Here is a 19,187-nt window from a genome sequence, read left to right as displayed (position 1 = left end):
GGCTTCATGTCGGTACCAATTCTTTCGTTTCAGTTCTTACAGCACTGCACTTTAACCTATTAAGTAATAACGAGTTTTCAATACTGTCTTATGAATTATCATCAATATCATCCAATCGACGTTGTAAATGGTCCAGGAACACGCTGCACGTTGTTTGTGTCGGGTTGTGTGCACAAGTGTCGCGGGTGTTATAACCAATCGACGCAAAGGTTAGACTCTGGGCATTTGTTCACTCAAGAACTGCAAGACCAAATTATCGCAGATCTCCAGGATCCGCGAATTAAACGTCGCGGGTTATCGCTTTCTGGTGGTGATCCTATGCATCCTGCAAACGTGTCTGAAGTACTGAAGCTTGTTCAGCGTGTGAAAGCGGAGTGCGAAGGTAAAGACATCTGGATGTGGACTGGCTATGAACTCGATGAGCTTGATGATAAGCAGAAGCAAGTATTGGAATACGTTGATACCTTGATTGACGGTCGCTTTGAACAAGATAAAGCAGACCCAATGTTAGATTGGCGTGGTAGTTCAAACCAAATTATTCATCGGTTCCGACTCTAGTAGACTTTCGTTAGTTAACGTCAACCTACATTAGTGCAAATTAGTAGCCTCAGCTTCTCTGTTGAGGCTTTTTTATTTTATGACGTTCTAAATTTGTAAATTGATTGAATATTGAACTATATGGAATAGGGAATATTAGATTGCACCAGTCTCAACTAGAGTTATCTCCTAAAAATCAAAACTTTGATGAATTTCTGTTTCTTAAATTGTAAATAAAATGATAACTTGGAGGCCATTACTTGAATTTCAAAGGGTTGTGACTTTCATGTTTTCACATCTACCAAAACCAACTTTAGATCCAATTTTATCTCTTTCTGTCGCTTACCGTGGCGACCCTCGTACTGACAAAGTCGATTTAGGTATTGGCGTTTACAAAAACGACCAAGGCGAAACACCTATCATGAAAGCCGTTTCTATGGCTCAAGATATTGTTGTCGAGACTCAGAAAACCAAAGCTTACGTTGGCCTAGCAGGCTGTGAAGAGTTCAACCAGAGCATGGTTGATCTTTTGCTTAAAGGGACTTCTGCAATGGGTCGTGTTGCTGCGATTCAAACACCAGGTGCAAGTGGTGCACTTCGTATGTTGGGAGACTTAATGAAAGTTTCTCAACCTGACACGACAGTTTGGATTTCAAACCCAAGCTACGTTAACCACAAACCGGTCATGGAAGCGGCTGGCTTGAAAGTTCGCTACTACAATTACTTCAGTCCTCAAACCAAGCAAGTTGATACTGCAAAAATGCTAGAAGACCTATCGAAAGCGGGCCCTTCAGACGTAGTATTGCTGCACGGTTGCTGCCATAACCCAACGGGGGCTGACATCGATTTTGAAGCGTGGCAGGAAATTACCAAGTTATCGCAGAAAAATGGTTTCTTACCGTTTGTTGATATCGCTTACCAGGGATTCGGTGATGGTCTAGAAGAAGATGCAAAAGGTCTTCAGCATATGGCTAACAATATTGAAGAAATGCTTATCACGACATCTTGCTCGAAAAACTTCGGTTTGTACCGTGAAAGAACAGGTGCTGCGATCGTTATTGGTAAGAACAGCGAACACGTTGGTAACGCAAAAGGTAAACTTCTAACTCTGGCCCGTTCAACTTACACTATGCCGCCAGATCATGGTGCGGCTCTAGTGAAAACAATTCTTCAGAATCAAGAGCTAACAACGATTTGGAAGCAAGAGTTAAGTGAAATGCAACAGCGTTTGTTAAATCTGCGCCAAAGTTTATGCGATGAATTGCGAAATACTTATAACACGTCACAATTTGATTTCATTGAAAGCCATAAAGGTATGTTTACTGTACTAGGCTTTAAAGAAACTCAAATGAATCAATTACGTGAAGAATATGGAATCTACGGTGTTGGTGATGGACGCATCAATATTGCAGGTCTTTCTGAATCTCATATTCCTTATGTAGCGAAAGCGATAGCCAACGTTTCAAAATAGAAGGTGACTGAATGTATAATTGGAAAGCGATTGTAACTCTAATGCTAAGTGGTGGCCTTTTTGCTTGCTCCACAACGACTCAAGTTCCTGTCGAACCAGAGCAAAAGCCTCAAATAGAACAACCTGTTGTGGATGACTCTTCAAAGACTGACGCAACTGAAGGTGAGAAGGTCACGGAACCTACAGAGAAGCCTGAAGAAGTAAAACCAACCGAACCAGAGAAAAAGCCAGTACCGGTTGAGAAACCAGTAGAAAAAGCAACGAAGACAAGCGATGGCAAACTGATTCTTGGAGAAGAAGAATGGGTGTTTGTTCCGGGCTTGAAAGAAGCGTTTAAAGCACGTGTAGATACGGGTGCAACAACATCATCAATCAGTGCGGTTGATATTGTTGATTTTGAACGTGACGGAAAAGATTGGGTTAAGTTCAAGATTGAACATGACGGCATCACAACCGAAGAGATCAGTTTACCAGTAGAACGCTGGGTTAAGATCAAGCAATCAAGCGCTGAAGGTACACAACGACGTGCCGTTGTTGTGGCTGCGATTCAAATCGGTGATCTAAAAGACAAAACCGAGTTTACATTAGCAGACCGAACGCATCTTGCTTTCCCACTTCTGTTGGGTAGAAGCTTCTTTAGAGACGTTGCGGTTGTCGATGTAGGACAAAAATACGTTCAGAAGAAAATAACTAAATAGCGTTAAGCGGTTTTAGTTAAAACGAGATCTAACACTTTTACTTTTGATAAATCGAATCCCTGCTAATGGAATTAGTGGGGATTTTTTCTTTTTATGGCCGAATAACCGACGAAATGCATTTAATTGTGCATTGTTCGCTATCCGTTCACTGTTTAACCTCGACAATGTGATCCTGATCTCTATATAATCCGCGCTTCGTTTTATGTTTAATCCATACTTTCGTACTTCTCATTTAGGCGCGTTAGTCCGTCTAATAATTATCTGTCAGTACACGCTTAGGAATTAGTTCTTTGATATCTACCGCGAACATCACAATGCAATTTGGCGCAGAGCCGCTGTTTGAAAACATCTCTGCTAAATTTGGTAACGGCAACCGCTATGGTTTGATCGGCGCTAATGGTTGCGGCAAATCAACGTTCATGAAAATCCTAAGTGGTGCGTTAACGCCAAGCTCGGGCAATGTTTCTATCACTCCAGGGGAAAAACTGGGTGTTCTAAGCCAAGATCAGTTCGCATTCGAACAATACAGCGTTATCGACGTTGTGATCATGGGTGACAGAAAATTGTGGGAAGTAAAACAAGAACGTGATCGCATTTACTCTTTGCCTGAAATGAGCGAAGACGATGGTATGAAAGTCGCGGAACTTGAAAGTGAGTTCGCGGAAATGGATGGCTACACAGCCGAAAGCCGTGCCGGTGACATTCTAATCCAAGCGGGTATCGAAGAAGAGTTCCATTTCGGCTTAATGCAGCAAGTTGCACCGGGTTGGAAACTACGTGTTCTATTAGCACAAGCATTGTTTGCAAACCCAGACATCCTGCTTCTTGATGAACCAACCAATAACTTGGACATCCACACGATCAACTGGCTTGCTGAAGAGCTAAACCAGCGTAAGTGTACAATGATCATCATTTCGCACGATAGACACTTCCTGAACTCTGTTTGTACGCATATGGCGGATATCGATTACGGTGAGCTACGTGTTTATCCTGGTAATTACGAGTACTTCCTAGAGGCGTCGGGTTTGATTCGTGACCAACTTCTAGCAAGTAACGCGAAGAAAGCAGCTGAGATTAGCGAACTTCAAGATTTCGTTAACCGTTTTGGCGCGAACGCATCTAAAGCGAAACAAGCCAGTTCTCGTGCTAAGAAAATGGACAAAATCACGCTTGATGAAGTGAAATCGTCAAGTCGTATGAGCCCATCAATTGATTTTGGTGAAGGTAAGAAGTTACACCGTCAAGCGCTTGAGATTCAAGACCTTGGCCATGGTTTCGATGGTGAAACTCTGTTTACTGGTGGTAACTTATTACTTGAAGCGGGTACTCGTCTTGCGGTTATCGGTGAGAATGGCGTTGGTAAAACCACATTGCTGAAATGTTTAGTTCAAGAGCTTGAGCAAAACCAAGGTATCGTTAAATGGTCTGAAAATGCGTCTGTAGGTTATTGCCCACAAGACAGCACAGCTGACTTTGATAACGATTTGAGCATTTTCGATTGGATCTCACAGTGGCGTACTGTGAAACATGATGACCTAATGGTACGTGGTATTCTTGGTCGCTTGCTGTTTACCGCTGATGATGCGAACAAAAAGGCTCGTAACTGTTCCGGTGGTGAGAAGAACCGTTTGTTATTCGGCAAGCTAATGATGCAAGACATTAACGTACTTGTGATGGACGAACCAACCAACCACATGGACATGGAAGCGATCCAAGCGCTGAACGATGCACTAAAGGTTTACACTGGCACGCTGATTTTCGTCAGTCATGACCGTGAGTTTGTTTCGTCGTTGGCGACACACATTATTGACGTGAAAGACCAGCAACTGATTAGCTTCCAAGGTACTTACGAAGAGTACTTAGATCATCAGAAAAAGATGCTGATGGTTGCTCTGTAGAAGCAAATTGCTCGCTAAGTGTTAACACAGCTAATAGCGAGCGATAATTGAAAGTAATAAAAAGCCCCGAGCATGATTATGCTCGGGGCTTTTTTAATTCGAGTTGTTACGTATTACTTCTCAAAGCACCAAATTGCTTATCAACGACAGCTACTTATCAACGAGACCTACTTATGGATGGATTATCTCTGAGGTGTAGATTTAAGTAAATGAAGCGAGACCAGATCAGTTAACTCGATAAAGTGATTCAACTGGATAAGGATAATCAACTAGATCAAGGTAACAAATCGAATCTAGCCTAGAAACCGAATCGAGCTGACATCAAAATTTGGTGTCCGTAAGTACCGTTATTACGCATATCTAGGCCTACAGAAAGCTGATCTGTTGAGTGAAAACGTGCGCCAACACCAACAATCGAACGTGTGTCATCGTTATCGATCAACTGACCAAGGCGTGCATTGACTTCAACATTCGCCAAAATCCATGCTCTTAAACCGATGTTTACTTCAGTTTTGATGTGGTTGTCGTCATTACGTTCGATGTTATGCAGTAACATTTGACCAGTAACGTCAGCAAATTGACTTATTGGGCCGTGGAATCCCATACCTACCGCTGCGTCCCAATCACTTTCAAATTCTGAATCGATACGAGCAACAAAATGAGAGTTCTGGGTAAACATTGTTGTGACTTCACCACCAAACGTACTCGGGCTCGTACCCATGCGTAGCTCGAATGTGTTGTAGTTAAAGTTGTTTGCAGACGCAGAGAATGAACACAGTGCAGCTAGCCCTAGAAGGACAGTCTTGTTTGCGCGACCTAGCATGGTGACTCCATATAAATTGTATTTTCGGCATTATATACAAAAAAGCCTGCAATATGCAGGCCAATTTATTGAAGCTTATTAATTACAGTGAGTTATTTATGATTGTTGCTTAAAGAACTTGAATGTGATCAACTTCGATTTCAGGAGTTTTGCCACCTTCGTACTCGCCAAAGATACGAATTTTTGTGTCTGCAGTTAGCGGTGCAGCTAGGCGGATGTCATCGTCCAACTCAATTTGAATCTCGCTCTGTCCGTCAGAGAAGATAAACGTATCGCTTTTTAACTGACGAACAATCTTGCCGTCAACAACCGTGTCTTGTTCTGCAAACATACTTGTGTCTGAAAGTAGAGTTGCAACAGAAACTGTCTCTATTGGACCTGTGTAAGCAATAGCGTTCTCGTGTTTGCTATTGCTGTGGTGGTCACCAGCCATTGCGAAAGTAGGTGCAAGAATAATAGTAGATGCGATAGCCAATACAGTTTTTTTCATGATGAATCCTTAAGTGTTGTTTTGTTGAAACGTTTTTCTTAATTTGAAACGTTTCATTTAGTTGATACGCTTCTTTTCGCTTGGAAGCTTTGTTTCGATGGGGCTATTAAACAACACTCGGTTTGAATGCAGAGTGAGTAACACATTCATTTTCCATTCATTTTATTGAGCATCTACTCGGCAATGGCGTTAAGATGGTGGCAGAGAAATATTGCCAACAGATAGCAATTACAAATCAAGAAATTAAGGATTTAGGTACAAATGCGATCACCTTTAAGCGCCCTTATGGTTCAAGGCACAACGTCAGATGCCGGAAAAAGTGTTTTGGTGGCAGGTTTATGCCGTGTCTTGGCAAGGAAAGGAATCAAAGTGGCACCTTTCAAACCACAGAATATGGCCTTAAACAGTGCTGTGACGAAAGATGGCGGTGAAATAGGTCGCGCTCAAGCCGTTCAGGCGCAAGCTTGTAATATTGAGCCGACGGTTCACATGAATCCTGTATTGCTAAAACCCAATTCTGATACAGGCGCGCAAGTGATTCTTCAAGGTCGAGCACTGAGCAACATGGAAGCGACCGGCTACCACGATTATAAAAAAGTTGCGATGAATACGGTAATTGATTCATTCGATCGACTTTCTGCCGAATATGAAAGTGTGATGATTGAAGGTGCAGGTAGCCCGGCTGAAATCAATCTACGTGAAAATGACATCGCCAACATGGGATTTGCTGAGAAAGCGGATATCCCAGTCATTATCGTGGCTGATATCGACCGTGGCGGCGTGTTTGCGCACCTATATGGAACATTGGCTCTATTATCTGAATCTGAACAAGCTCGAGTAAAAGGCTTTGTGATTAACCGCTTTAGAGGCGATATTGCGCTGCTTCAATCGGGTCTAGATTGGTTAGAAGAGAAAACCGGTAAACCAGTAATTGGTGTACTGCCATACCTGCATGGTTTTAACCTTGAAGCGGAAGATGCCATCACATCTGCGCAAGAGTCTGACGGAGAAGCTAAACTTAAAGTCGTGGTTCCGGTGTTAACTAGAATCAGCAATCACACAGACTTTGATGCACTAAGACTCAACCCTTCAATTGATTTACGTTACGTAGGCAAAGGCGAGCGCGTAAATAACGCGGATTTGGTTATCTTGCCGGGTACAAAATCAGTAAGAGCGGATTTAGATTACCTAAAAGAACAAGGTTGGGATAAAGACATTCAGCGTCATCTTCGCTTAGGCGGCAAGGTGATGGGGATCTGTGGTGGCTATCAGATGTTAGGCAATATCGTCCACGATCCAGATGGTGTGGAAGGTGAGCCGGGCAGTAGTAAAGGATTGGGGTATTTAGATACAGAAACGATCTTAACGCAGCAGAAGACCTTAACCAACGTACGCGGCAACATGACACTTGATGGAAAAACAGCACCAGTAAAAGGTTATGAAATTCACGTAGGTAGGACCGATGTCAATGAAACGTCATTCCCAGTTCAGTTAGAATCAGGCAACCTTGATGGCGCTGTGAATCAAGATAACTCGATATTTGGCACATACTTGCATGGCGTATTCGATAACAGTGATGCGTTGTCGCTTATTTGCGGATGGGCGGGAGCCAATGGCGTAAAAGCGATTGACCATGAACAACTTAAAGAGTTGGGTATTAATCGAATCGCTGATGCTATCGAAGAGCATTTAAATCTTGACCTGCTTTGGCCTGAATTAAAGGTTTTGGCCTGAGCCTAGCGTTCTAGGTCATAAATAAAACGAATAATAGATAAGTGATTAAAATGAAAAAACTCGTCACCCTTGTCACCTTAGCATTTGCGACATCGTTGAGTTCGACTCATCTTTTTGCTGCTGAAAAACTACGAGTTTATGCCGCATCATCGATGACGAATGCAGTAAATTTGTTGGTTGAAGAGTTTGAAAAGAATCATTCTGTCGATGTGATTCCTGTTTATGCGAGCACCTCTTCTTTGGTGCGCCAAATTGAAAGAGGCGCGCCAGCAGACATTTTTATCTCGGCCAATGACAAATGGATGACGTATTTAGTAGACCGCCAATTGGTTTATAGTGACAATGTCACAAATTTGTGTGAAAACGAGCTTGTGCTGATTTCTCCGAAAGAGGTGCCAGTATCTTTGAATCTCTCAAAGGGTGAACAATGGGCTAAACTGCTTACCAATGAAAGACTTGCTGTAGGGAACACAATGTCGGTTCCTGCGGGTATCTACGCGAAAGAAGCGTTAGAAGCTTTAGGTGTTTGGGATGATGTTAAAGCTCGATTAGCGCCAAGCAACAATGTTCGTATGGCGTTGGCATTGGTAGAGCGTAGTGAAGCTAAACTTGGCATTGTCTACAAAACAGATGCGCTGCTTTCTAAAGAAGTGAACCTAGTGTCGACATTCCCATCAGACTTACATACCCCGATACGTTACCCTGTAGCGAAATTGAGCGATAAAGTGGTTGCCGAAGAGTTCTATATTTTTCTAAGGAGCAAGAACGCGAAGAACACCTTGAACAGTTTTGGATTTGAAGTGCGCTAAATGATGTATTTATCGGAATACGAATATCAAGCGTTAATGTTGAGCTTGAAAGTTGCTGGGTTTGCGATCTTATGGCTTATTCCTATCGGCATTGGCTTAGCGTGGCTGCTTGCTAAAAAGCAGTTTATTGGCAAAAGTATTATAGAAAGCATCGTGCATCTGCCTTTGGTGCTTCCTCCTGTGGTTATCGGCTATTTGTTGTTGGTGATGATGGGCAGACAAGGGTTAATAGGTGCATGGCTCAATGACGTGTTTGGTATTGTATTCAGCTTTAGCTGGAAGGGTGCATCACTTGCTTGTGTTGTCGTCGCGTTGCCGCTAATGGTTCGCTCTATCAGGCTCAGCTTAGAAACAGTAGACTGTAAACTCGAAGAAGCTGCAGCTACATTGGGCGCTTCTCCGATCCGTGTGTTTTTCACCATCACTTTACCTTTGATGATCCCTGGGATCATCACCGGCACAATGCTTTCTTTTGCAAGAAGCTTAGGTGAATTTGGCGCGACGATAAGCTTTGTTTCCAATATCCCCGGTGAAACACAAACTATTCCATTGGCCATGTATACCTTTATCGAAACCCCTGGTGCAGAAATGGAAGCGGCGCGTTTGTGCGTCATCTCTATTGTGATTGCGCTTAGTTCGTTGATGTTATCTGAATGGCTAAATAGAAAATCATCACAGCGATTGGGAGGAAACGCATGAGTGCATTAGTCCTCCAGTATCAACAACAACTTGGTGAAACCTTTTTCGATATCGACTTGGAGCTGCCAAGTAGCGGTATTACTGCAATTTTTGGTCGTTCTGGCGCGGGAAAAACTTCACTCATTAATGCGATTAGTGGTCTAAAACAGCCAGATAAGGGTTTGATCAGTGTATCTGGAACCACTCTGTTTGATAGCAAGAATGGCGTTAATTTACCGACTCACCAACGCAATGTCGGTTATGTGTTCCAAGAGTCTCGATTGTTCCCGCACATGAAGGTGACGGCGAACCTTAAGTACGGTATGAAAAGAGCCGATCAAGCGCATTTTGACCAAATTGTTTCGTTGTTATCTTTGGGTTTGTTACTTGATCGTTATCCAGCTCGCTTATCTGGCGGAGAGAAGCAGCGTGTGGCAATTGGCCGTGCACTGTTATCTAAGCCAAGCATTCTGTTGATGGATGAACCACTTGCGTCTTTGGATCTGCCGCGTAAACGTGAAGTGATGCCGTTTCTGGAAAATTTATCTGAAACTGTTCAGATCCCGATCATCTATGTTACTCACAGTCTTAATGAGATTTTACGCTTAGCCAATCACTTAGTGATTATTGAGCAAGGCAAAGTTATTTCATCGGGAGTAACCGAAGAGGTATGGGCATCAAGAGCAATGCAGCCGTGGCAATCTTTCTCAGAACAAAGTTCGCTTTTTGAAGCGACTTTAGCTGAGCACAATGATGATTATGCGCTGTCTCGCTTAATGCTAGGAAAATCGACATCGTTATGGGTTCAAAAAGTGTCAAGTGAGATTGGTGCTTCGGTAAGGCTGCAAGTTAGGGCAAATGACGTCTCTATCGCACTAGAACAGCCACAAAGGACTTCGATACGTAATATTCTTCCTGTGACCATTCGAAGCGTAGAGACGCATCAGCAGGGCTCTAACAAACAGTCTGTCGCTGTCGAATTGGAACTAGAACCTGGATGTTATCTGTGGGCCACGATCACACTGTGGGCGCTGGATGAGTTAAACCTAGAAATTGGTCAACAAGTTTACGCACAAATCAAAGGTGTGAGTGTCACGCAGCGAGATATTGCGGTTACGCATTAAAGCGGTTTTGATGTTTTAGTTCAGGTTTCTTGGATTTAAGATTCGGCTTATTTTTAGATTGGAATTGTAGCTTAGGTAGTGTGCATCGTTGATACCTTACGTGTTCGTACACTAAAATTCGATCTTGATTCCATGAATGGAAACACGCGTTACGTTTGTACTGTGTTAATGTATTTTTTACGCCAGACTTTATGAGTTTATGAGCATAGCAGTGAACGACATGACACGATGGCAGCGCTGATACCATTAGCAAACATAAGATTAATGAAAAACAAAAAAGCCGCGTGTTTGAAGCAACATGCGGCTTAGTCAATAAGTAATACTGTTAGCGCTCAGCCTAATCTAGGCTAGCCCCGACTTACTTAGTAAAAACTTCTTTAAAATCACGCTTCAAGATAGCATCACGACGAGCTTTCTTGATTTGTTTAACCATGTCTTTTACACAATTGTGTAGAACTTGGTCTAGCAGTTGAGCTCGGTACTCTTCTTTTTCTTCGTCAGACATATCTTCTGGAAGTTTAAGAGTAGGGAACTCTTCCATCACGTTAACACCAGCGAAAGCTTGGCTAACACTGATTAGAGCGTGGAACTGCTCGAAGTTGTCCAAAACATTTTGTGCGCTTGCTGGAAGACTATTCCATGCTTCACGTACTGCTTCTTCAGACACTTCATGAATAGAAGTAACCATAAAGTGCATCTCTTTTGGCACTTCATCAAATTCGATAACTTGACGAAGCTCTGGCGAGATGGTCGTTAAATCGATTTCTTGTGGTTCGTTGTTTGTAGCGTCTGACATAGTATTTCTCTTTAAAAAGAAACAATGCTAAAAAGATCTGTAAAAAAGTCAATATAATATAGAGATTAGGGCATGATTTAAGCCCAAATTTGAGCTACTTTGAATATTCAACACTAGATAAAGGTGATGTGATGATAGAAAAGGGATCTTCGATGCGCATATTGCTGGTTGATGATGTTCAACTAGACAGAATGCAACTTGCGATTCGGCTTAAGCAACTGGGTCATATTGTTGAAGCTGTAGGCAGCGGCAGAGAAGCCCTGGATGTTTATTCTGACTTTGATCCTGAACTCGTATTACTCGATATTAGCATGCCAGACATGGATGGTTTTGAAGTCGCTAACGAGGTTCGTAGTCGGTTCCCAGAATGGGTTCCTATTATATTTTTGAGTGGTCACGAAGAGCCAGCAATGATCGCTAAGGCTATCGATGCTGGCGGTGACGATTACCTGATTAAGCCAGTTAACAAAGTTGTTCTAAATTCCAAGTTGATTGCGATGCAGCGTATCGCTCATATGCGACGAGAATTAAAGCAGAGTACCGCCAAACTCGAAGAGCTCAACATTCTCCTTCAACAACAGGCCAACGAAGACGGCCTTACCAAATTGTATAATCGTCGATATATGGATACTAAGCTTGAAGAAAGTATTGCATGGCATGGAAGACGTAATATACCTATGACAGTCATACTACTGGATGTAGACTTCTTTAAGCCCTACAACGATAATTACGGCCATATTCAAGGAGATAGTTGCTTACAGGGGCTTGCAAGCACCCTTAAACAGCTCTTTGTCCGTGCGGGTGAGTATGTTGGTCGTTATGGCGGTGAAGAATTTGTTTTAATTCTGAGTGATACGGACAGTGAAGCGGCTAGTCTACAGGCCATGAGAATCAAAGAAGCGCTTCATGAGATGAATTACGCACACGATCATTCAACGGTGTCTGATAGGGTGACAGTGTCACAAGGTGTGTTGTCGTTTATACCGGGAGGCGATGAGTCAATTGCGTCTATCTACGATAAGGTTGACCAAGCGCTTTATCAAGCTAAACAAAGCGGTAGAAATACCTTTATACAGCGCAACATTTTGGAGCTTGCTCGTTAATAGACAAGCTCCTTTCTATGTTTGAATTTAGACTTCTGATAGCAGCCTGCTAGGAAGTTATTTAGTGATAAGAGAAATGCCACACTCAAAGTTATGCCCTTTGGTAAAAACAAACAAGGCGATTGTTCTACCGCTGTTTTGCTCTGTTTTCCCTGCAATAGTGAGTGCCACTACGTTGTCTGATCTAGTTAGAAAGGATATCGAACGCACGTTCGCGACGAGCGTATTGCTTAACGATACGGATGTGTTTACTTTTGGTATTAATAACTTTGATCCCAATAAAGTTTTTCGTTTAGATAACGAAGACATTGGTTCCAATGATTCTGTGAGCCGAAGAAAAGATATTGCTTCGATCAGCTTTCCGTATACGTTTGAACTTCCAGAGTACATTGAAGATAATCATCAAGAAATAACATTACGTCTATCAGCGTTGCGTATCGAGAAAGATGTTGTGTACGCATCGACAACGAAAAGTGATTTTCAAAAAGAATCAGTAGTTTCTGGTTATCTTGAATTTGCCAATGTTACCCAGTTGGATGAACACTGGAGCTTTAGCTCGGCGATTGGTAACCACATCTCTTATTATCGCAATGACTTTGAATATCGCTCATCATTACTTGAGCCTTATAAAGATCAACTGGATGGCGTGTATCTGAATACTGACGCATGGGCATACATCGTAGAACCTAAGGTAAAACTGACCTTTGAAGACAAGCATGACTGGGGAAAATACAAACTAAGCACCAGTTGGCATTACTTTAATGGTATTGGTTGGGGTGAGGCGAATGAAGGCAACATTGGGCACCCTGAAGGCTGGTACATCGCAAACGAAGCCAAGATCTTTTACGACTTAATACGCTGGGATAAAAACATTACTTCGATGTATTCAAGTATCAGAAGAATTGATATCGGGGGCGATACGGTTGCATCTATGGGAACATCGTCCTATTACGAAGGCAGTGTAGGCTGGTTGCTCAATCCTAATCTGTTTAATGATTGGGTGGACAATGTCGGGATTGGATTGACGATTAATTATGGAAGCAGTTTGAAAGGAGGGAGCTTAGTTATCTTCTTTAACCAAGATTGATCTTCCTCTCTGGTATTCATTGATTTTATTCTGATTAATGAATCGAGCTATGAAGCGTTTTAGCCATTCCCGATTAAATTACTTAGTTACTTAGTTACTAACAATCAACTTGTTGCGACCCGTTTCTTTGGCTTTATACAGTGCGTTGTCGGCCAATTTTAAAACCTCTTCAGGGTGTTTGGTCGTCGTACTATCAGATACTCCAATACTTACCGTAACATTCACCACTTCTGTCGGGTTACTACTTTGGCCGCGCTTTTTCATACCCACTTCATGATCATCAGGGCGTTCGTGAGTATTACGAATAATCATGTCGTAATTTTGGATATCAGAGATGAGTGCCTGTAGGTCAGCTTTAACTTGGTCTGCGTATTTACCTTTAAAGATGATCGTGAACTCTTCACCGCCATAGCGATAAGCACGTGCGCCGCCACCAGTCTCAGTGATGAGTCGTGCGACTAACTTGAGAACATCGTCACCAATGTCATGTCCGTAGGTATCATTAAACGTCTTGAAGTGATCAATATCGACCATCGCCATCGAGTATTTACGCCCTAAGTGCTTCATATCGACTTCTAATGCATGTCGGCCAGGAATATTAGTGAGTTGGTCATTAAAAGCCATATCGTGGCTTGCTGACATCACATAGATGATTATCAATGTTCCAGACAAAGAAAACATCGTACTCGAAATATACTGTACATCAAAAAATGTGAAGGTAGATGAAGCAAGCAAGATAGCGCTATAAACCACAACGTCGATAGAGCGGTTATAAACCAAAACCAAAATGGCCGTTAAGCCTAATAAACAAAGGCTGTACAACACGAGCACAAATGGCAGCTTAGAAAAATCTCTTACCGTAAACAGTATGCCTTCGCTCCACGACTCAAAACCGCCCGCATGGAAGTGAGAAACAATAAGCTGTGCCCAGACCATAAACAACACCACAACCAACGCATATAAGAACATCGATTTAGAGTTAACGCCATTGTCGGGGAAGGCATAGACTAATAAGCAGGTAACTGGCAGTAGTGTGGCAAGGAGAGACAACTCTAATAATGTAGTGCCTGTGTTTAGCGGTGTTTGCAAACGAACTTGGATAATGAGATATGCGACAAGCATAGTCGAAGAGACCATTGCCATGCGGCCTTGTCTGAATGTATGACACAACAGAACGGCAACGCTCAATAGAATATATGGGAGGTTGCTAGCAAACCCTAAGTTTGACTCCGTCACGAGAATGACGTTGTTCATACCTACGAGTAACATTACTAATAAAAGTAAGGGAAAGCAAAATCGAAACAAGCTCGACGTTACAAAAGAAGATGCCATTTATGTGGAGAGCCTAAAGTGTACTGATGATCTTATAATTTAATTTTATACTTAGGATACGGTTAAACAAGCGATTGCCAAGTTTTTTGCGTAAATTAGAGCAAAAACATGGTCATAGGGCGAGATTGGTGCAACCATATTTATATGTATTTGAGTTGCTATTAACCGTAGAACGAACTACACAGTATATATGAGAAATTAATTCGCTGTTATAGATACTTAACAAAACGTACGCTGATAGTATCAATTAATGGTTAATCACGAATAAGCGAACCGTAATAACAGGCAAATAGTCACAGTGAACTGATAGCCCTGATAAACAGACAGTTAGGGTAATCAGGCCATTCTGATAAATGGGCAGTTATGAAAAACGGAAGTGACAACAAGCGGTTAGTTATAATAAGTTGTTAAGAGCAATATCATAAAACACTACAAACGGAGATGTAGTATGCAAATCAGTGTGGATGTACACAATTACATGGAAACGCTTGTTGGTCATGTTTTGACTACCGAGGAATATGTGTCTAGTTACACCAACGAACAACTGGCGGATCTCGCGTGTTTGGCGTTAGGCCAACTTAAACCGATTTACATTCGCTTTGATATCGATTTTCTTGCAGCCCTACCAGAAGACAAGTTAGTGCTCTATAAACGAAATAGTGAGATCGCGGTCAAAAATGCAGAAAGCATGATCATTGACGACCGAAGACGCGAACGTGACGACAATGTGCCCGTTATATTTAGTCAACACAATTTTGATGATGACGTAGAATTACAATGGTATGAAAAGCCATTGTTGAACAGCAAATAGTCATGATAGTTTAGAGTCAGTACGGTCATTTAAGGAGTAAAAACGTGGGATTCTTTTCTAGATTATTTGGTGGCAAAGAAAAAACCGAACAAAAAGTAGACATTGAGCCAGTAGAATACAAAGGGTTTAATATTTACCAAGATGCCATTGCAGAATCTGGTCAATATCGTGTCGCTGGGCGAATCGAGAAAGAAGTCGACGGTGAAATCAAAACTCATCGTTTTATTCGTTCTGATGTTGTTTCAAACAAAGAAGACGCCAACGAATTGATGCTCAAGAAATCGCAGATGTTCATTGATCAAATGGGCGACAATATATTTAGCTAACCAATTGGGGTTAGAATTGATGTTGGTCATCATTTAGAGAGCTTTCAGTGTATATGCTGAAAGCTCTTTTTAGTTTTAGGGATAAAGAACAGCTAGTAGGTTGTTATTTAAAGGATTATCAGAAAGTGGTTTGACCTCTTTGTTTGAGATGGCCAATATTGATTGAAATGAAGCGCCGAAAACTCAACTAAATCGTTATAAGTAATAACTTTTCCTGTTCTTTGAACAAAACGCTTGAAGTATTAGTTCTCGTTAGATACAAACGAATAAGTCATTGTGCCAATAGTCAAGGAATCGCTATGCAAATTGGTGTACCAAGAGAAACACTCGCGGGAGAAACGCGAGTCGCTGCTTCGCCGAAATCGGTAGAACAGCTTCTAAAATTAGGGTTTGAAGTTTGTGTTGAATCACAAGCCGGCGCGTTAGCAAGTTTTGAAGATACAGCTTATGAACAAGCTGGAGCAAAAGTTGTTACCGCCGATGAAGCGTGGAAGTCCGATATTATCTTTAAAGTTAACGCTCCAATCGTTGACGAGTCTAAAAATGAAATCGAATTGCTTAAAGATGGCGCCACATTGGTCAGCTTTATTTGGCCCGCTCAAAACCCAGAATTAATGGAACAACTGTCCACTCGTAACATCAACGTGATGGCGATGGATTCTGTGCCACGTATTTCGAGAGCTCAGGCGCTAGATGCCTTGAGTTCTATGGCAAACATCGCGGGTTATCGTGCTGTTGTTGAAGCGGCGCACGAATTCGGTCGATTCTTCACAGGTCAAATCACGGCAGCAGGTAAAGTTCCACCAGCGAAAGTGTTGGTTGCCGGTGCGGGTGTTGCGGGCCTAGCGGCGATTGGTGCCGCAGGTAGTTTAGGTGCGATTGTTCGTTCGTTCGACGTTCGTCCTGAAGTAAAAGAACAAGTAGAGTCTATGGGCGCTGAATTCTTGGAAGTCGACTTCCAGGAAGACACAGGTGCTGGTGACGGCTACGCAAAAGAGATGTCTGAGGCATTCAATAAGAAAGCTGAAGAACTTTACGCGGCTCAAGCGAAAGACGTCGACATCATTATTACAACCGCTCTTATCCCTGGGCGTCCAGCACCTAAGCTGATTACCAAAGAGATGGTAGACAGCATGAGTGCAGGTAGCGTGATTGTGGATCTTGCTGCTGCAAATGGCGGGAACTGTGAATACACGGTTGCAGATCAAGTGATCACAACGGCGAATGGCGTGAAGGTGGTTGGTTATACAGACATGGTTGGTCGATTGCCGACTCAGTCATCTCAACTGTACGCAACTAACCTAGTTAACCTACTGAAACTACTTTGCAAAGAAAAAGATGGCAACATTAACATTGACTTTGATGATGTTGTACTGCGTGGCGTTACAGTTGTTAAAGAAGGCGAAGTCACATGGCCAGCGCCACCAATTCAAGTTTCAGCTCAACCACAACAACAGGCTAAGCCAAAAGCTGTGAAACCTGAGCCAAAAGTTGAAGAGCCTGTCTCTCCAATCAAAAAAGTGGCCGGTATGGCGGTTGCCGTTGGTGCTTTTGCTTGGATAGCGTCGGTTGCGCCTGCTGCGTTCTTATCTCACTTTACCGTTTTTGTTCTCGCTTGTGTGGTGGGTTATTACGTAGTTTGGAATGTAAGCCATTCTCTGCATACACCTTTGATGTCCGTTACTAACGCTATCTCAGGGATCATTGTAGTAGGTGCGCTGTTACAGATAGGACAAGGAAGTGGTGTAGTCACGTTCTTGTCATTTATTGCCGTATTAATTGCAAGTATCAATATCTTTGGTGGCTTTACTGTGACCAAACGTATGCTTGAAATGTTCCGTAAAGACTAAGGAGTAACAGATGTCTGAAGGATTAGTACAAGCAGCTTATATTGTTGCTGCTGTATTCTTTATCATGAGCTTGGCTGGATTATCGAAGCAGGAATCTGCACGTGCAGGTAACTATTACGGTATCACGGGTATGGCAATCGCGTTGATCGCGACGATCTTTGGCCCTCACTCGTCAGGTATTGTGTGGATTATCATTGCAATGGTGATCGGTGGCGGTATTGGTATCCACTACGCAAAGAAAGTAGAAATGACCGAAATGCCTGAGCTGGTGGCTATCTTGCATAGCTTCGTAGGTATGGCGGCGGTACTTGTTGGTTACAACAGTTACATTGATGCTCCTGAAGCGGCAACACATGCAGAACACGTCATCCATCTAGTGGAAGTGTTCCTTGGTGTGTTCATCGGTGCGGTTACCTTCACGGGTTCTATTGTTGCGTTTGGTAAGCTTCGTGGCGTTATCTCTTCGTCAGCATTAAACATTCCTCATAAGCATAAGTGGAACCTAGCAGCTATTGTTGCCTCTACATTGTTAATGATCACGTTTGTTAAAGCCGATGGCAGCATGTTTGCGCTAATGGTAATGACTCTGATCGCATTCGCCTTCGGTTACCACTTAGTGGCATCGATTGGTGGTGCAGATATGCCAGTGGTTGTTTCTATGTTGAACTCTTACTCTGGTTGGGCGGCGGCGGCGGCAGGTTTCATGCTGGCAAACGACCTGTTAATCGTAACGGGTGCATTGGTTGGCTCGTCAGGTGCCATTCTGTCGTACATCATGTGTAAAGCAATGAACCGATCGTTTATTAGCGTTATCGCTGGTGGATTCGGTCAAGAAGTGGTTGTGTCTGATGGTGATGAAGAGCAGGGTGAACATCGTGAAACATCGGCTGAAGATGTTGCGGACATGCTGAAAAACTCTAAGTCAGTTATCATCACTCCAGGATACGGCATGGCAGTAGCTCAAGCTCAATACCCGGTGCATGAGATTACTGAAAAACTAAGAGCACAAGGTATCAATGTTCGCTTTGGTATCCACCCAGTTGCGGGTAGGTTACCGGGTCACATGAACGTACTGCTTGCTGAAGCAAAAGTACCTTATGATGTCGTTCTTGAAATGGACGAAATCAACGATGACTTCAATGAGACAGATACTGTATTGGTTATTGGTGCAAATGACACTGTTAACCCAGCAGCATTAGAAGATCCAAACAGCCCAATCGCTGGCATGCCTGTATTGGAAGTTTGGAACGCTCAAAATGTTATCGTGTTCAAACGCTCGATGAATACCGGTTACGCTGGCGTTCAAAACCCATTGTTCTTCAAAGAGAACACGCAGATGCTGTTTGGTGATGCTAAACAGAGTTGCTTGGGTATTTTAGAGCACCTATAAAAGTTAGAACATGTTGTAATACTAAGGAGCTCAATTGAGCTCCTTTTTTTTGCTCGTAACGATGTAGTACGTATTTGGAGCTCTTGCTTAACTGATGAAAGGTCCAGTTGCTCTCTTGTAAGTAGGTAGGCAGGTATGTTTCTAAATATCTCGGCGTATTTGTCTACAATCCCGCAAGGCAATCGTTGTCCCTTGAATCAACATTGTTTTTCACGCGGTTAAAAATTTAT

General features: G+C 42.6%; 18 protein-coding genes. 14 read left to right on the top strand and 4 right to left on the bottom strand.

The genetic code is table 11. The features are described 5' to 3' along the window. Positions 1 to 90 precede the first annotated feature (90 nt). The 4 genes from nrdG to OCW38_RS18220 all read left to right on the top strand — a co-directional run bounded on the left by nrdG (position 91) and on the right by OCW38_RS18220 (position 4,604). Entirely contained in the window at positions 91 to 558 is a 468-nt protein-coding gene (gene nrdG / locus OCW38_RS18235) for an anaerobic ribonucleoside-triphosphate reductase-activating protein (RefSeq protein WP_261896429.1), read from the top strand. A 265-nt stretch (positions 559 to 823) separates the two neighbouring features. Next, the gene (locus OCW38_RS18230) at positions 824 to 2,008 is read left to right on the top strand and encodes an amino acid aminotransferase (protein ID WP_016787654.1); all 1,185 of its coding nucleotides are present in this window, start codon (positions 824 to 826) and stop codon (positions 2,006 to 2,008) included. An 11-nt stretch (positions 2,009 to 2,019) separates the two neighbouring features. Continuing rightward, positions 2,020 to 2,706: a putative ATP-dependent zinc protease gene (locus OCW38_RS18225; RefSeq protein ID WP_010429729.1), complete on the top strand. Its 687-nt coding sequence runs from the start codon at positions 2,020 to 2,022 to the stop codon at positions 2,704 to 2,706. A gap of 290 nt (positions 2,707 to 2,996) precedes the next feature. Continuing rightward, the gene (locus OCW38_RS18220; RefSeq protein WP_010429727.1) at positions 2,997 to 4,604 is read left to right on the top strand and encodes an ABC-F family ATPase; all 1,608 of its coding nucleotides are present in this window, start codon (positions 2,997 to 2,999) and stop codon (positions 4,602 to 4,604) included. A gap of 298 nt (positions 4,605 to 4,902) precedes the next feature. On the opposite strand, the gene OCW38_RS18215 is transcribed toward OCW38_RS18220, so the two are convergent. After that, positions 4,903 to 5,427, bottom strand: coding sequence for a hypothetical protein (locus OCW38_RS18215; protein WP_010429725.1), 525 nt, complete (start codon positions 5,425 to 5,427; stop codon positions 4,903 to 4,905). A 109-nt stretch (positions 5,428 to 5,536) separates the two neighbouring features. Further along, on the bottom strand, positions 5,537 to 5,917 hold the full coding sequence (locus OCW38_RS18210) for a YgiW/YdeI family stress tolerance OB fold protein (RefSeq protein WP_010429722.1): 381 nt from the start codon (positions 5,915 to 5,917) through the stop codon (positions 5,537 to 5,539). A 261-nt stretch (positions 5,918 to 6,178) separates the two neighbouring features. Between OCW38_RS18210 and OCW38_RS18205 the strand changes: the two genes are divergently transcribed. Genes OCW38_RS18205 through modC form a run of 4 tightly spaced genes read left to right on the top strand, consistent with a single transcriptional unit; the run spans position 6,179 to position 10,262 of the window. Beyond that, positions 6,179 to 7,651 (top strand): cobyric acid synthase, encoded by a 1,473-nt coding sequence (locus tag OCW38_RS18205; protein WP_010429720.1) that lies wholly within the window; start codon positions 6,179 to 6,181, stop codon positions 7,649 to 7,651. A 50-nt stretch (positions 7,652 to 7,701) separates the two neighbouring features. Further along, complete coding sequence (gene modA / locus OCW38_RS18200) at positions 7,702 to 8,460, top strand: molybdate ABC transporter substrate-binding protein (protein WP_016787656.1); 759 nt, start codon at positions 7,702 to 7,704, stop codon at positions 8,458 to 8,460. Further along, the gene (gene modB / locus OCW38_RS18195; protein WP_016787657.1) at positions 8,461 to 9,159 is read left to right on the top strand and encodes a molybdate ABC transporter permease subunit; all 699 of its coding nucleotides are present in this window, start codon (positions 8,461 to 8,463) and stop codon (positions 9,157 to 9,159) included. Further along, positions 9,156 to 10,262 carry a molybdenum ABC transporter ATP-binding protein ModC gene (gene modC, locus OCW38_RS18190; RefSeq protein WP_016787658.1) on the top strand — a complete coding sequence of 369 codons (1,107 nt, stop codon included), beginning with the start codon at positions 9,156 to 9,158 and terminating at the stop codon, positions 10,260 to 10,262. Before modB ends, modC begins: the two co-directional genes overlap by 4 nt. A 358-nt stretch (positions 10,263 to 10,620) precedes the next feature. On the opposite strand, the gene OCW38_RS18185 is transcribed toward modC, so the two are convergent. Next, positions 10,621 to 11,058 (bottom strand): DUF3069 domain-containing protein, encoded by a 438-nt coding sequence (locus OCW38_RS18185; protein ID WP_010429711.1) that lies wholly within the window; start codon positions 11,056 to 11,058, stop codon positions 10,621 to 10,623. Positions 11,059 to 11,189: 131 nt separating this feature from the next. Here OCW38_RS18185 and OCW38_RS18180 point away from each other — a divergent pair, with 131 nt between their 5' ends. Both OCW38_RS18180 and OCW38_RS18175 read left to right on the top strand, forming a co-directional pair. Further along, the gene (locus OCW38_RS18180) at positions 11,190 to 12,161 is read left to right on the top strand and encodes a GGDEF domain-containing protein (protein WP_016795356.1); all 972 of its coding nucleotides are present in this window, start codon (positions 11,190 to 11,192) and stop codon (positions 12,159 to 12,161) included. A 76-nt stretch (positions 12,162 to 12,237) separates the two neighbouring features. Continuing rightward, a complete protein-coding gene (locus OCW38_RS18175; protein ID WP_010429705.1) occupies positions 12,238 to 13,248 on the top strand; it encodes a Solitary outer membrane autotransporter beta-barrel domain in 1,011 nt (336 codons plus the stop codon). A 90-nt stretch (positions 13,249 to 13,338) separates the two neighbouring features. Here the strand turns inward: OCW38_RS18175 and OCW38_RS18170 are convergent, their stop codons facing one another. Then, positions 13,339 to 14,580 (bottom strand): GGDEF domain-containing protein, encoded by a 1,242-nt coding sequence (locus OCW38_RS18170; RefSeq protein WP_171342274.1) that lies wholly within the window; start codon positions 14,578 to 14,580, stop codon positions 13,339 to 13,341. A gap of 448 nt (positions 14,581 to 15,028) precedes the next feature. Between OCW38_RS18170 and OCW38_RS18165 the strand changes: the two genes are divergently transcribed. From OCW38_RS18165 to pntB, 4 genes are all read left to right on the top strand, one after another. Further along, positions 15,029 to 15,391, top strand: coding sequence for a late competence development ComFB family protein (locus OCW38_RS18165; protein WP_010429701.1), 363 nt, complete (start codon positions 15,029 to 15,031; stop codon positions 15,389 to 15,391). 44 nt (positions 15,392 to 15,435) lie between these two features. Further along, positions 15,436 to 15,717 carry an HlyU family transcriptional regulator gene (locus tag OCW38_RS18160; protein ID WP_010429698.1) on the top strand — a complete coding sequence of 94 codons (282 nt, stop codon included), beginning with the start codon at positions 15,436 to 15,438 and terminating at the stop codon, positions 15,715 to 15,717. Positions 15,718 to 16,016: 299 nt separating this feature from the next. After that, positions 16,017 to 17,567, top strand: coding sequence for a Re/Si-specific NAD(P)(+) transhydrogenase subunit alpha (gene pntA / locus OCW38_RS18155; protein ID WP_010429694.1), 1,551 nt, complete (start codon positions 16,017 to 16,019; stop codon positions 17,565 to 17,567). 10 nt (positions 17,568 to 17,577) lie between these two features. After that, positions 17,578 to 18,957 (top strand): Re/Si-specific NAD(P)(+) transhydrogenase subunit beta, encoded by a 1,380-nt coding sequence (pntB, locus tag OCW38_RS18150; protein ID WP_010429692.1) that lies wholly within the window; start codon positions 17,578 to 17,580, stop codon positions 18,955 to 18,957. Positions 18,958 to 19,187 lie beyond the last annotated feature (230 nt).

Origin of the sequence: Vibrio cyclitrophicus, assembly GCF_024347435.1 — a bacterium.
Taxonomy (GTDB): domain Bacteria; phylum Pseudomonadota; class Gammaproteobacteria; order Enterobacterales; family Vibrionaceae; genus Vibrio; species Vibrio cyclitrophicus.
The sequence above is the reverse complement of the archived record's forward strand: the minus strand, read 5'-3'. Positions and strand labels throughout refer to the sequence as shown.